This is a genomic window from Scytonema sp. PRP1, from assembly GCF_036697665.2.
In the GTDB taxonomy this organism is placed as follows: domain Bacteria; phylum Cyanobacteriota; class Cyanobacteriia; order Cyanobacteriales; family Nostocaceae; genus Kalymmatonema; species Kalymmatonema gypsitolerans.
In genome coordinates this window covers 1-15425 of the sequence record NZ_JBAHYJ020000129.1, presented here as the reverse complement: position 1 = coordinate 15425, position 15425 = coordinate 1, and the positions used below count along the sequence as shown (strand labels likewise).

At 44.2% G+C, this 15425-nt stretch carries 9 protein-coding genes and 1 pseudogene; 7 read left to right on the top strand and 3 right to left on the bottom strand.

Translation table 11 applies throughout. From position 1 onward, the window contains the following. Nucleotides 1–190 precede the first annotated feature (190 nt). Both V5G28_RS33650 and V5G28_RS33645 read left to right on the top strand, forming a co-directional pair. Nucleotides 191–574, top strand: a complete 384-nt coding sequence (locus V5G28_RS33650) for a ferredoxin (RefSeq protein WP_332986876.1) — start codon at nucleotides 191–193, stop codon at nucleotides 572–574. 444 nt (nucleotides 575–1018) lie between these two features. Further along, entirely contained in the window at nucleotides 1019–1666 is a 648-nt protein-coding gene (locus tag V5G28_RS33645; RefSeq protein ID WP_041038172.1) for a response regulator transcription factor, read from the top strand. A 134-nt stretch (nucleotides 1667–1800) separates the two neighbouring features. On the opposite strand, the gene V5G28_RS33640 is transcribed toward V5G28_RS33645, so the two are convergent. The 3 genes and pseudogenes from V5G28_RS33640 to V5G28_RS33630 form a co-directional block, all read right to left on the bottom strand. Then, nucleotides 1801–2109, bottom strand: coding sequence for an NIL domain-containing protein (locus tag V5G28_RS33640; RefSeq protein WP_096569954.1), 309 nt, complete (start codon nucleotides 2107–2109; stop codon nucleotides 1801–1803). 256 nt (nucleotides 2110–2365) lie between these two features. After that, nucleotides 2366–2987: pseudogene (locus V5G28_RS33635) on the bottom strand (Uma2 family endonuclease). Between the two features lie 76 nt (nucleotides 2988–3063). Continuing rightward, a complete protein-coding gene (locus V5G28_RS33630) occupies nucleotides 3064–3954 on the bottom strand; it encodes a LysR family transcriptional regulator (protein ID WP_332986875.1) in 891 nt (296 codons plus the stop codon). A 131-nt stretch (nucleotides 3955–4085) separates the two neighbouring features. Here V5G28_RS33630 and V5G28_RS33625 point away from each other — a divergent pair, with 131 nt between their 5' ends. From V5G28_RS33625 to V5G28_RS33605, 5 genes are all read left to right on the top strand, one after another. Further along, nucleotides 4086–5414 (top strand): Na+/H+ antiporter NhaC family protein, encoded by a 1329-nt coding sequence (locus V5G28_RS33625; protein ID WP_332986874.1) that lies wholly within the window; start codon nucleotides 4086–4088, stop codon nucleotides 5412–5414. Nucleotides 5415–5542: 128 nt separating this feature from the next. Beyond that, complete coding sequence (locus tag V5G28_RS33620) at nucleotides 5543–6052, top strand: GNAT family N-acetyltransferase (protein ID WP_332986873.1); 510 nt, start codon at nucleotides 5543–5545, stop codon at nucleotides 6050–6052. Between the two features lie 34 nt (nucleotides 6053–6086). Then, nucleotides 6087–6623: a cation diffusion facilitator family transporter gene (locus V5G28_RS33615; RefSeq protein ID WP_332986872.1), complete on the top strand. Its 537-nt coding sequence runs from the start codon at nucleotides 6087–6089 to the stop codon at nucleotides 6621–6623. Nucleotides 6624–6647: 24 nt separating this feature from the next. Continuing rightward, nucleotides 6648–9776, top strand: a complete 3129-nt coding sequence (locus V5G28_RS33610; RefSeq protein ID WP_332986871.1) for a two-partner secretion domain-containing protein — start codon at nucleotides 6648–6650, stop codon at nucleotides 9774–9776. 333 nt (nucleotides 9777–10109) lie between these two features. Further along, a complete protein-coding gene (locus V5G28_RS33605) occupies nucleotides 10110–14903 on the top strand; it encodes a two-partner secretion domain-containing protein (RefSeq protein WP_332986870.1) in 4794 nt (1597 codons plus the stop codon). Nucleotides 14904–15425: the final 522 nt, after the last annotated feature.

Sequence of the window (15425 nt, the reverse complement as noted above, 5' to 3'; positions counted from 1 at the left end):
CAGCATACAATGGCAACATTTTCTTTTGTACGGGTTCCCGAACTTTACTCATGCTATCCTACTTAAGTATAAATACTCAACTTTTCCTAGCTTTCAGGTTTTATTCGATAAAGGACGAATATTGATATATGGGCAACTTTATTTGCAAAGCTGGGATATTGATATAGAACAGTAATCAGGGAGCCGCGAATTGAGTAACACTACAGTGATCCAGTCCTACCTTCAGCTACCACACACCACAACACCACCAGCGAAGAAAGCCCTAAGTATTTCTCTAGAAACTTTAGGACTGTCAAAAATTCAAAGGGACATTTTCATCTGTGCTGTCCCGACAGTTTCTAAATGCTTCTCAAAATACACTCGTTTACCATTTTGGGAATACTTGAAAAACCGCCTCAAACAACTCAATCTTCGCCTACCACAAGATAGCAATTTTAGTTGCTTCTTTAGAAATAAACCCAACTGCTTGCAACTTTGTTGTTCTAGACTGATAATAGAGGATTCCCCGGATGCTGTGCGGTATCGCCCAACAATCCTGGAAGTAATTGTCGGATTATACGAGAACACTTATTAGGCAAGAATGTGGTAGAAGAATATGCATTTTTAACCCATCCTTTGCCAGAAAGTTCCCAAGTTTGTCGTAAAAAGCTTATAAAAGCTTAACATCCAACAAGGATATGGCACAGTAGTAAACAAATGAAAGTGCGGGTTAATTGTAATTTGGGAGCATTTTGAGACCAACAGTTACTTGTTAACCTGAATAATTATTATTTTCTCAGTGTTTTTTAACCCGCAACTTTCAAAGCGATATATAATAACGCATTATAAATACTACTGCTCTACGTATCCTTACTGGAATTTTGCCGTTGGTACAGAATTTCTTGAAAGTGATATCGACTTTTAGGATTTTATGCAGCAAGGGCAAGTTAAGTGAGAAAAAGCACGACACCTCCTTAATCCACCAGAGAGGATGACTATTCAAGACCTTGATGGATCAAGCGCGATAAGTGCCACTGCTATGAAAGAACCCAGCATGAAAGATCACAAACGACTTCTACTTATTGATGATGACCCTAACCTCATCTTGCTGGTGAAGGATTATTTGGAATTCCGGGGTTATAATGTCGTCACCGCCGAAAATGGTCGAGAAGCACTGGAAGTTTTAGAGCAGGATATTCCAGACATGATCATTTGCGATGTGATGATGCCGGAAATGGACGGGTATACTTTTGTAGAACAAGTCCGGCAAACCGAACGCACCAGCTGGATTCCCGTTCTATTCCTTTCAGCTAAGGGACAAAGCGCAGACCGAGTTAAAGGTCTGAATAAAGGTGCTGATGTGTATATGGTCAAGCCTTTTGAGCCAGAAGAATTGGTAGCACAAGTAGAATCTTCTCTGAAGCAGACCATTCGCTGGAAAGAACACCAAGCAAAAGGAGGGGAAAACGGTTCCCGCATTCAAGTTCCCTTCGATGTGCAGTTAACCCCAACAGAACTCAAAGTCGTGCAATTTGTGGCTCGGGGCTTAGCTAATCGCGAAATAGCTGAAGAATTAAATGTCAGCCAACGCACCGTTGAAAGCCATGTGTCCAATATGTTGGGCAAAACCAATCTCCACAATCGCACTGAACTAGCACGGTGGGCAATTGAAAATCAAATGGCATAAGTACACCTAGATGAGGAGCCACTGCGCCCTTGGGGCTTCCCTCCCAAGAGGCGTGCAAGTGGGGTGCGACTGCTGTTGCCGAGTGCTGAGTAGCTGGCTAACTCAGCACTCGTTACTCATTTGTCAGGACTTATTTACCAACCGTCTTCTCCACTAATGAATCGGTGCGAAATTTCTAAATTCAGTTCATTCAGGTAGGTTAAGGCGCTAGCAATCTGGAAAACAGTTCCTCGTAGTTCCAAATCAAAGCAGCCTTGTTGCGGCACATGACCATTGAGCTGGGCTGCAGCGATATTTACTATGATGCCGCAATGAGAAATGAGCCGTGACATGACTGGCTGTTCGTGTAACTCTTTGGGAATACGAACTGTAATATGAGTTGTGGTGCGTCGATTGTCTCGAAAATCGATAGTAGATTTACCCTGTTTGCTTGGAATTGCCATAATAGCTTTCCTTTCAAATGGTTTGATGCGGGTTTTATGTTAGACATTTTTTCTCCCGCCACAAAAATCTTGACACTAATCTTCTCAAATGGGTGTACTGTTATGACCCCCCAAATGACTTGTGTTGTGAATTTCCTGTTTATCGGTCGGAATATAGGATATTAATAATATTTTACATAATGAGATTCCAAAACGCAGAACAACCGCGAAAAGGCAAGGTGAAACTTGGAACAGAAGCGCTTCCCCACCTGTCGTGTCAGAGTTTTCGCATTTGACTAGCGCTAACAATTTGTTCGACAGTTAACTCTAGTTCACCGAAGGTGGGGGAAAGGATGCGATCGCTCCCCGTAAACTTTTGGATTTGATATTCGCCTCCTACTAACCGATAAACAGAAACTGTCGGGAGTTTGGGATTACCAAGATAGTTTCACCGAGGCGATCGCTAGATAATCTACAATCCAGTACTCAGGAATACCCAGTCGTTGATACTCGTCTAACTTGTCAACGTAATCATCTTCCCAGTTGCTTGATACAACTTCCACAGCCAACTGGATAGGTTCAGTTAAAGCAGCATAAGCCAAGACATTACTATTCCACAAAGAAGCACTTACTACGCTCACATCTGGATTTCTGCCTCGTTCTTCTCCAGAAGCAGTTACAGTTTTGAACACTACATCCTTGTCAACAATGTAATCGAGTTGCAAGCGCTTGATTTCATCATTGAAGGCAAACACTAAAAACCTTGCCACATTTTTATGCGCTCTGATTGGCTCCACCTGTACAATCTCCCCATTCACGAGTTCAAATATGCCGTAGCCATCAGGATACTGTTCAAGAAACTCTGCAAAAGTCAGCTTTTTTGATGTGGTAGTCGTCATGGGCGTAGCGATCCCCCTTATACTATTGCTGCTTCTTCCAATTTAGTTTAGAGTGCAGGGAGTTATGGGGAAGACATTAAGTAACTTTGACGATGTCCAGAAAAGCAAAGACTGCTCTCGGCAATAAAGCATCTGTAAGGATGGCTACCCCAATCACTCGCTCTAGCGGTACTGGCAAACTCCTCACTTCTATCTGTTCTAAAATGGGTTCAGCTGCAAGTCGAGCCATCACAGTCGCCCCCAATCCTTGCTTAACCATACTAAGAATCGTCGAATCTTCCCTCAGCTCGTAGTCAATCTTGAGAGTTTGACCAAATTGTAAAAAATGAGCGCTGACTGTTTTGTTATGTTGAGGACTACGAAGATTCACAATCATTGGATACTTTGCTAACTGTTCCCAACTCAGTGACACACCAGGAGCAATCGACCCAGGCGGTAGCAGCGCAACAAATTCATCTCGAAATAGCTCCCACGTCTGAAATTCCGTAGTAGTTGGCAGCAACGTGAAACCAACGTCCGCCTGACCTTCTCGCAGTGCCTGTTCTACCTCTGCATAGCGATCGCACTCAGTCATGACAACGCTAATCGTTGGCAATTTCTCGCGAAAACGGGCGATGACTTTTGGGAGTACGTGAGTTGCGATGCTTCTGACACAAGCAACCCGAACTTGTCCAGTTTGTAATCCTTTCTCTTGGTTGGCTTTTTCCCGAATCACCTCTAATAAGTGCAAAACTTGACGCGCTTCCTGAATCACCTGCTCTCCTATTGGCGTCAAAGTTGCACCGTACCGACCTCGAAAGAGCAACACAATTCCCAGTTCTTCTTCAAGTGTGGCGATCGCATGACTGACAGTTGATTGAGATAGCCCCAATTCTAGAGCTGCTGAACTGAAGTTGCCGTGGTTGGCAATAGCCACCAAAGCCCGCAATTGAGAGATTTTTAACTTGCTGTCGTTAACTTCACTCATCAAGCTAAGAAAAGCCTTTGACTATCTATCGATTTTATCGATAAAAGGTATCTAAGGAATACTTTGCTTTGTAATTTCGTAATCACTAAACTATTTAATGTTGCCGAATCAAGCATTTCCTTATCAAGAATATGAATTCATTATTATCTCTATTTTTTTGCTTTTTTATTTTACTGACTAGTGTTATTCAAGGTTATTTTGTTGCCTATCCGCTTTTACTTTCTCTGGTAATCCTCCTTCTGACTTTTTCTTTCCAAGGATTTCCCGTAAAAATTTTAATGACAATGGGATTGGTTAGTAGTCAAAAAGCTTTTCCAATCATCTTAATTTTATTATTAATTGGAGCAGTGACAGCTGTTTGGATGGCAGCCGGAACAATACCTGCTTTAGTGTACTATGGAACCCAACTCATCAATCGTCAATATTTCATTCTGTCAGCCTTTATCTTGACTAGTTTTATTTCTGTACTATTAGGTAGCTCCTTCGGTACAGTCAGTACTGTAGGAGTTCCCCTAATGATTATGGTGAAAGGAGAGGATATTAATCCTCACATAGTTGCTGGAGCAATCATAGCAGGAGCTTATTTTGGAGACAGATGTTCTCCTATGTCTTCTAGTGCCAATCTTGTTGCTAGCATTACCAAAACCAAGCTACAAAAAAACATAACAGCTATGATCTCAACTGCTTGGCTGTCTTTAATAGCTTCTACCCTTGTTTATTTAATCCTTTCAATTAGCAATCCTGTTGAAATTAATAATAGTAATTTTATTTCAGAAATTCCTACTTTGTTTCAAATTAACTCACTCGTGTTACTTCCAGCCTTTGCTGTTATAGTTCTTTGTCTTTTTAAAGTAGAAGTGAAAATCACATTACTAGTGAGTATTGGGATTGGATTCGTTTTAGGGATACTTGTCCAAGGCTATTCCTTCTTGCAGATGATGAAGTTTGTTTTGCTTGGCTTTGATTTAGAACCAAGAATGAATTTAAGTGAAGTTCTGACAGGAGGAGGTATTTTTTCGATGCTCCGAGTTTTGATAGTCGTCATTTTATCGACTTCTCTATCAGGACTAATCATTGGAACAAAAACATTAGCAACTGTAGAGAATTTTATCAAAAAAGCTTCTTCCAGAAGTCGCTTATTTTTAGGAACCACCATAGTTGGGTTAGCATCAGCCGCTTTTGGTTGCACTCAAACGCTTGCGATTCTCATGACTCACCAGCTTGTGAAGGAAAAGTATCAGCAACAGTTAGACAACTATCAATTAGCAACTGATATCGAAAACACTGCTGTTGTACTTTCACCTCTCATTCCTTGGAATATTGCTGGACTAGTACCTGCAACTATATTAATGACTGATTCAGGATTTATTCCTTATGCCGTTTATTTATATCTCATTCCGCTGTTTAATTGGGTTCAATTTAAGTTACCGGAATCGAAGATACAAGATAAGTTTGAATAAACTTACTGATTAGAAATAAGCTATGACGTATTTAACTTGCATTACCTGGGCGGGCAAGATGCCTACCCCACAAGAATTTTAAAAAAATAAAATATACAAATGAATCTTTGTTTAACTTAATTGACCCTATGCACAACAAACAGTTTTTAATTCGAGACGCCAATTCTAGTGATATTTCTACTCTTATGGAGCTAATTCGGCTGAAGGCGCAATTTGATGGCTGTCTGGACTTTCTAGAGGCTACACCGAAGAAACTGGAAGACACTTTATTTTGTGAAAATCCACTTGCCTTTGTTTTGTTAGCTGAGATTAACAGAAATGCTATTGGATTTGCAACCTATCACCGGATATACTCCACCTTTCTTGCTCAACCTGGAATATGGCTAGATGATTTATATATCAAAGCTGAATATCGCAGGCTTGGGATCGGTGAAGCGTTGATAAAACATTTATGTCAAATTACCCAAAAAATAGGAGGTGGAAGAATCGATTGGATAGTTGCAGTAAATAATACTCCGGCTATCAAGTTTTACGAAAAAATGGGCGCGAAAATTATCAAAAAGTCAAGGTTCTGTCGGTTGGATAGAAAGGCGATGTACGAGGCAATCACTGGTAAAGAACCGCAAGACCCCTCATAACAATTCGCTCATTGAAAATTCAAAACAGTTTCAGTTGGGATTTAAACCCCAACTGAAACTAAAAACCTCACCTGCCTTTCCCTCTCCAAAGCATCGGAGAGGGTTCAAGTTATTTAGTTCAGTAGGAATTTTGGTAGCAGCAGTGGTGATTTACTGGCTGAAATGGTGGTGGATTGACCCAATCATCAGCCTATTGATTGCTTGTTTTGCTGCTCTGGGCGCCATTCCCCTAATCTGGAGTAGCTTGGAAGTTTTGCTAGAGTATGCTCCCCGGTTGATCAAGCCTAGCGACGTTGAAGCCGCATTGCAATCGTTTCCGGGCGTGCGCCGAGTTGAAAAATTAAGAATTTGGGCGATCGCCTGCGGTGAAACTGCCCTGTGCGCCCACATACGTATCGAACCGTTGGATGCCCAACACCGGGATCAGTTGCAATGCCAGTTACACGCTTATTTGGTTGAAGCGTTTGGTATCCACGAATCGACGCTGCAACTGTCTAGCCACACTGCTACAAACTTGGTTCCTCTGCATCCGCTACTCAACCGCAACCAGGTTTCATATATTCACAAGTAACTACTTATGGTTTACTAAGTAATAATGCAAACGCTCTACAAAGCTGGAGGCGTGATGTCTAGGATAGGTTGCTGGGGCTGCTTACTAGGGGTTGCGATCGCACTTGGAAATACTTTCAATGCACATTCTGCTCTTGCTCAAATCACACCAGATGGGACTTTACCCAATAATTCCATCGTTAACATAAACGGGAATATCTTCAACATCACAGGCGGAACACAAGCTGGCGGTAATCTGTTCCACAGTTTCAAAGATTTCTCTGTTCCCACTGGTAACACAGCTTTCTTTAACAATACGGTTGACATTGCGAACATCATTAGTCGTGTCACAGGTGGGTCAGTTTCTAGTATTGATGGGTTGATCCGCACTTTAGGGACGGCTAACCTGTTTTTGATTAATCCGAACGGCATTGTTTTTGGTCCAAATGCCAGTTTGAATGTCGGTGGTTCGTTTGTGGCAACAACGGCAAATGCGATCCAATTTGGCGATCTAGGTTTTTTTAGCGCTACTAATCCAGAAGCCCCCTCACCGTTGCTGACAATTAATCCTTCTGCTTTAGTCTCCAACCAAATCGCTCAAGCCATCCGAAATAGCTCAGTAGCACCAGCAGGAACAGATCCTGCTGGATTTGAGGCTTTGGGTCTACGTGTTGGAGATGGTAAGAGTTTGCTGCTAGTAGGTGGCAATGTCAATATGGATGGTGGTTGGCTGAATGCTTATGGTGGTCGAGTCGAGTTGGGAGGATTGGCTTCTGCTGGAACTGTGCAGCTAAAGGTAGACGGCAACAATTTGAGCTTGGGCTTTCCTGATAACGTCACGCGATCAGATGTCTCTCTCAGCAATAGCGCTAATGTATATGTAGAAGCTGCTGGTGGGGGGAGTATTGCAGTCAATGCCCGTAATTTAGAGATTTTCGGAGGAAGTACCCTAACTGCCGGAATAGGGCAAGGCTTGGGGTCAGTTGGTAGTCAGGCAGGAGATATTAGCCTCAATGCTACAGGGGAAATAAAAATTGTAGGGACAGATAGCCGAATTGTCAACTTAGTTCGAGAAGAAGCAGTAGGTAATGCTGGTGAGATAACCATTAACGCCGGCTCCCTTGAAGTAACAAATGGCGCTCAAATAAATACCTTTACTCGTGGACAAGGTAATGGGGGAAATATAACCATTCAAGCAAGGGATGCAGTTACTTTTGATGGGGTAGATAGTGACGGAAATTACTATAGCGGTGTATATAGTGATGTGGAGGCTGGAGCAGTAGGACGTGGTGGAAATATTGACATTCAAGCTGGAAATGTTTTTATCAAAAATGGTGCAGAAATCAGTTCTAGCACCTCTGGTAGAGGAGATTCGGGTAAAATTTCCATTACAGCCCGTGACACTGTTTCTCTATCTGGACAAGGCACAAGTTTAATTTTAAACAGTGTTGATCCCGGAGGAGTAGGCAACAGTGGGGGTATCAGTATCAACACAGGTTCACTATTTGCGAGTGATGAAGCCGGAATTTTATCAAGTGTTAATGGACGCGGAAATTCTGGAGGAATATTCATTGAAGCCCGTGATACTGTTTCCTTAACGGGAGTAGGCGATCTTAATCTTGGTATAACCAACTCTGACGCTAGGGGAACTATCTTCAGCAGTACTGTTAATGCTGGAGGCGTAGGTAGTGGTGGTGATGTAGTCATAAAAACTGGCACTTTGCGTTTAGATAGTTCTCAAATAAATACAAGCACAGCAGGAACAGGTAATTCAGGTAACCTCATCATTGAGGCACGAGACCAAGTAGCCCTAGTGCAAGGGTCAGATATGTTCTCTGAAGTAATTTGCGCTTGTGAAAGACAAGGAGGGGGTGTAGGTGGAAACGGAAATGGCGGAGATATCCGGATTACAACAGGTTCCTTACTGCTAGATATTGGTGCTAACTTGCGTGCTGACACTGAAGCTCGTGGTAATGCAGGTAACATTATCATTAATGCGCGAGATAGTGTCACATTCAAGAGTGATTTAAAAGGATTTATCGGTGGTGCTTATACCCAGGTAGAACCTGAAGCGGTTGGAATAGGTGGTGATATAACAATTAATACAGGTACTCTATCCGTTTCTGCCTACCATGAAATTAACACCAGAACCCAAGGACAAGGAGAAGCAGGGAACATCTTTATCAATGCAGACGCAATTTCTTTGACAGGTTCCGAAGCCCGTATTATTAGTGCTGCTAGTCAAGACCAACGCCTTCCAGGAACTTTTGGTAATGGTGGAGATATCAACATCAAGACTAATTCTCTACTTGTAACTGATGGTGCAAAAATATCAGCCGATTCAGAGATTAGTAGAGCAATTGCAGGTGATATCAACATCAACGCTTCTCGACTTACCCTCAACCAAGGCACTATAAAATCTGAATCTGTAAGTGATGCTGATGGTGGCAACATCAATCTTAACACTGATCGCTTCCTCCTGCTGCGTAACAACAGCCAAATTTCCACCAACGCGGGTACTGCACAACTTGGTGGTAACGGCGGCAACATTACGATCAATACACCTTTGCTTGTCGCTGTTCCAGGGGAAAATAGTGACATCACCGCTAATGCATTCAGTGGCAGAGGTGGTCAAATCGAGATTAACACGTCTGGTCTGTTTGGAATTGAGCCTCGCTTTGAATTGACAGAAGACAACGACATCACTGCTTTTTCTCAAAGTGGAATCAGTGGCGAAATAGCAATCAATAGACCAAATGTTGAGCAGAGGTTGGAATCTGTTGAACTGCCCACAGTACTAGCTGATATATCAAACATCATAGACACTAGCTGTGCTGCCGTTGCTAGCACAGATTCTGATACAGAAAAAAACAAATTTACTATCACCGGACGCGGCGGTTTGCCTCCTAGCCCTTACGAACCCCTCAATACTGATGTGGTATGGTTAGATACTCGTTTATCAACGATTGCCCAGAGGGCAGTGGCTTCGCCAATCGCATTGCAACAGCAGCGTTCAGAGAAACCTGCTGCCAAACCACCGTCTAAAGCTGAAACCGTGAAAATTGTCCCCGCAACAGGTTGGGTGTTCGACGGCAAAGGGCACGTTACGCTAATTTCTCATACATCAGGTGGCAATGGTTTGGGGTCTACTCCTGCTAGGTGCCCCAAACAGTAATATCATGTCCGAATGAACACTTATAGTCATTGTGGCATGGCGACACAATCCCTGCTGCCTTGCATAATTTTTTCATTACGATCGCCCTTTTGCACACTGCCCCGAATCGCGATTGCACAGGTGCCACCCCTTACGGCGCTCGCCCGATTTCTACATTTCCGAAGTATCACCCAAGCAAAACGTGCTCTTTTTAACCAACTTCATAAGTTTGAACAATACTAAGTTCTGTTTGTTACTGAAAGTTAAGCCCAGTTGTTAAAGCAACTACGGCAAGTACCACTAGTTGTGGTTTACTGAGTAATCATGTAAACGCTGTAAAAAACTGAGGGTATAATGTCTAGGATAGGTTGCTGGGGCTGCTTGTTAGGGGTTGCGTACGCACTTGGAAATACTTTCACTGCACATTGCGTTGCTCAAATTACACCGGATGTGACTTTACCCAATAATTCTATTGTCACTCCCTCTGGTAACATCATCAATATCACTGGCGGAACACAAGCAGGAAACAACCTTTTCCACAGTTTCCAAGAATTCTCTATTCGCACTGGTAACGGAGCTTTCTTCGATAATGCTGTTAGCATTCAAAACATCATTAGCCGAGTCACAGGTGGGTCGATATCTAACATTGATGGTTTCATCCGCGCTAACGGTGCAGCTAACGTGTTTCTGCTCAATCCGAATGGGATTATCTTTGGTCCAAATGCCAGTCTTAATGTTGGCGGTTCGTTTGTAGCAACAACGGCAAATGCGATCCAATTTGGCAATATCGGCTTTTTCAGCGCTGATAATCCGAATGCACCCACTCCACTGCTGACAATAAACCCTTCAGCGTTGCTGTTCAATCAACTCCCAACTGCCATTACCAACCGTTCAATAGCCGCCGCAGGAACAAATCCAGCAGGCGTTGAAGTCACGGGTTTGAGAGTACCAGACGGCAAGAGTTTGCTGCTGGGGGGTGGAAACATTAACCTTGAAGGTGGCGCACTCAGGGCTTATGGTGGGCGTGTCGAGTTGGCAGGATTGGCGGCACCGGGAGTTGTGGGACTAAATGTTGCAGAAAATACTCTCAGTTTCAGTGTACCTAATGTTTTGCCTCGCGCCGATATATCCTTAAGTAATGCGGGTGAGATCAATGTCCGTGGTGCAGATGGCGGGAGTATCGCCATCAATGCTCAAAACTTGAGTTTGGCAGGAGAAAGTAAATTAAGGGCGGGGATAGACACGGGACTGGGTACGCTTCAAAGCAAGGCGGGAGATATTGATATTAATGCAAGAGGGGCAACGACTTTAACTGATGGCAGCTTTATTGCCAATGTTCTCCAAGAAACATCTGTAGGTAAAGGTGGCAATGTCAATATTACTACTGGCTCACTTGGGCTTATCAATGGCAGTTACCTAAATAATGACAACTATGGGCAAGGGGATGGTGGCAACATAAATCTTAATGTCCGCGATGCCCTTACTTTGGCTGGAGTAGATCAAAACGGATTCGGCAGTGCCATCACCAGTAGCGTGCGATCGCAAGCCATCGGTAAGGGAGGTAGTATCAATATACAGGCTGGCTCAGTTTCCTTAGCCGATGGCGCTTATCTGAGTGCCAGCACTTTTGGAAAGGGGGATGCTGGCAATGTCTCAATCCTGGCTTCTGACGCTGTCTCCCTCTCATTTGCCGACATTTATAGCAATGTAGGAACTGGAGGAGTAGGTAATGGTGGCAACATAAATATCACCGCATCTTCACTCTCCTTAAAAGATGGCGCTCAACTACAAACTATACTGCGTGAGGCTGATACCCAGAATAACCTCCTAGGAGGTCGTGGAAATGCGGGAAATGTTAACATTAATGTCCGTGGTACGGTAACTCTTGCTGGGGTGAAGGACGGATTTAATAGTGGCATTTTTAGCAGCGTGGGAACTGGGGCAGAGGGCAATGGCGGTAACATTCAGGTTCAAACTGGTTCCCTCTCACTTACTGAGGGTTCTGAATTCAACACCAAAACTTTAGGGCAAGGAAATGCAGGTAATATCACCATCAATGCCCGCGAGGCGATCGCCTTAGATGGTGCGGGGGGCAACAGCATATTTAGCCGTATCATTACTTCTGTTAACCCTGAAGGTGCGGGCAATGCGGGAAATATCCAGATAACAACAGGCTCACTCAGATTAACCAATGATGCCTTTATCAGTAGCAGCAGCTTAGGAAAAGGCGATGCAGGAAATATCACGATTGATGCGCGCGATCGCATTAGCTTTGACGGTAATAGCTCTGCCTCAAGCACTGTGGGAAGACAAGCTGTCGGTAAGGGAGGAGATATCCGGGTGACAACTGGCTCACTCTCATTGGCTAATGGCGCTCGACTGACTACTAACGTTTCGGGGCAAGGTAACGCAGGTGATATCACGATTGATGCCCGCGATACAATTAATTTAGATGGCGTAGTGGGTGATGCAATTAGTGGTATTCAAAGCAGTTTGCTAAGTGGTGTCGGTAAGGGAGGAGACATCCGGGTGACAACAGGTTCCCTTTCTGTTACCAATGGCGCAATACTATCTAGCGACACGGATGGGCGAGGAAATGCAGGCAATATCACCATTAATGCCCGTGATACAGTTACCTTTGAAGGCATAGGAAAGGATAAACTTTTTGGCAGTGGTGCAAGAACTGAGCTGGGAAGTAATGGTGTAGGTAATGGTGGAGATATCCGCGTCAATGCTAGGGCGTTGTTCTTAAAAAATGGTGGTCAACTCAATGCTAATAGCTTGGGGCAGGGTAATGCAGGCAGCATCACCATTGATACCCGTGATACAGTTGCCTTTGACGGCGTAGGTAGTAATGGACTTCAAAGCGCTGCAAATACTATAGGAGGTCAAGGCAATGGCGGAGATATCCTAGTGACCACCGGAACCCTGTCATTGACTAATGGCGGTCAGTTGTTTACCTCTGCACGAGGAAATTCAGGCAATATCACTATTAATGCCCGTGAAGCTGTTAACTTTGATGGCGTAGGCAGCAACGGACGCTCTAGTATTGCTCTTAGCGAATTATTATCTGGAGGAGTAGCTGGTAAGGGCGGAGACATCCAGGTGACAACTGGTTCTCTTTCTGTTACCAATGGCGCTCAACTCAATTCCAGTACTAGTGGGCAGGGCAATGGCGGCAATATCACCATCCATGCCCGCGATACTGTTAAATTTGATGGCACTGGTAGCAATCAAGCTTCCAGTGGTGCTTACAGCATAGTAAAATCTGGTGGCATAGGCAATGCAGGAAATATCCAAGTCACAACTGGATCGCTATCTTTAACCAATGGCGCTCAACTCGCTGCTAGCACCTTTGGTCAGGGGAACGCAGGCAATATCAATATTAACGCCCGCGATGCCATTACCTTCAACGGTACAGGCAGCAATGGTCGCTCTAGTGGTGTCTTCAGCACGATAGAATCTGGTGGCGTGGGCAATGGTGGAGACATACAGATAAAATCTAGTTCGCTTTCCTTAGCTAATCAAGCTCAACTCAATTCCAGCACCTTCAGTAGCGGGGATGCAGGTAACATTTCAGTAATGGTAGATAACGCAATTTCACTGAATAACAGTTACATTATAGGTTCTGTAGCACCTGGGGGCGTTGGTCAAGCAGGTGATATTGATATTCAGACACGAACTCTTGAATTAACAAACGGTGCTGAAATCAATTCTGCTGTTTTACGACCGTTTAGAGGACTACCTGCTGCTAGGGGAAGTGGGGGAAATATTCGCATCAATGCCTCGGATTCTCTGACAATTTCTGGGGTCAGTTCTCGCGGATTTTCTAGTGGAATATTTACTGCCAGCGATCGAGAGACATCGGGAGCAGCAGGAAACATTATAGTCACTACAGATAAATTTGCAGTACGAGATGGTGCGATTGTCTCTGCTCTTACCTCTAATTCTGATAGTGGAGGCAACATTACGATTAACGCTCGCACCTTTGAAGCCATTAATGGTGGCCAAGTGAGTACCAACACGCGCAATATTGGTAATGCTGGAACTATAAGACTCAATGTCAGAGATAGCATTACCCTGTCTGGAAGCGACCCAAATTTTGTCGAACGAGTCGCCCAAGTGAGGGAACGGTTACAACTGCCTGGAGAAACTGATCGGTTAGAGGATGTTATTTTTAACGAAGGTTCTACCAGTGGAATCTTTGCCAACACTACTACTGGTTCCACAGGACAAGGCGGTAGCATCTTCATTAATCCTGCCCGTCGAGTCACAATTAGAGATGGGGCAAAAATATCAGTCAATAGCGATGGTACAGGTAATGCAGGCGATATCACGCTACGAGCAGGTAATCTAACTCTTGACAATAAAGCCTCGATTTCTGCTCAAACTGCTAGCAGCCAAGGCGGTAATATTAATTTAAATTTGGCAGAAGTCTTATTACTGCGTCGTGGCAGTCAAATCTCCGCCACTGCAGGTAGTGCTGGCGCTGGCGGCGATGGCGGTAACATCACCATTGATGCCCCCCGTGGCTTTATCGTTGCTGTCCCAAATGAAAATAGCGACATCACCGCCAATGCGTTTAGCGGTCAGGGAGGAAACGTTACAATTCGGGCTGCTGGTATTTTTAACATCGCACCACTCTCTCGACAAGAGCTTGAGCGGTTACGTCCTGATGATTTAGACCCGAATAACTTATTAACTAATGATATCACAGCGGTTTCGCGGCAAAATCCTACTCTGGGCGGTCAAGTCAGTCTTAACACACCCGATGCTGACCAAAGCTTAGGACTAGTGGAACTACCGACAGTAGTAGTCGATACCTCAAACCAAATAGACACTAGCTGTGCTGCCTTTGGGAACGGAAAGGCTAGTCTCATTGTTACCGGACGCGGCGGTTTGCCTCCTAGCCCTTACGAACCCCTCAGTTCTGATGTGGTATGGTTAGATACTCGCCTGTCAACTATCACTTCGCAACAGCAACGTTCAGAGAAACCTGCTGGCTTACCACCGTCTAAAGCTGAAACCGTGAAAATTGTACCCGCAACTGGTTGGGTGTTCGATGGCAAAGGGAACGTTACGCTGATCTCTCACACCTCAGGTAATACTAGTTTGGGATCTACTCCTGCTGGGTGCCCCAAACAGTAAAACTATATAGGGACTTCCAAATTAAAAAATACCCAACTTTTCTTGTGGGATGGCCTTCTAGTTCCTCGCAGAAACCGGGCAGGCAAACAAGCTTTTAGAGATTGCCTCGTTCCCAGTCTCAGGCTGGGAATGCCTGTTGTTGGGTGGCTCTGCCTGCCTTACAGCAGTTTTCACTTATTTAGACCAATACAGTTCAGTTAAGGATTGATCCTCCCTAGCCCTCCTTAAAAAGGAGGGAACTAAGCCCCCTTTTTAAGGGGGTTGGGGGATCTTAACAAAACTAAACAGCACTCACTGAACCGTATTGTTATTTAGACCACATTTATAAGGGTTCTTCTTTGCGTTTAGAGCGTAGAGCGCGACACAAAAAAGGTCTATTTACTTGAAAATAGCTGTAACAGCGGCAGAGCCGCTTCAAGGGCATTTCCAGGTTCCACCTGGAAACGAGATTATAGAAGTGTGAACCGTTCTACACACTGGGCGGGCAAGATGCCCACCCCACAAGATTGGATAATTTATTTG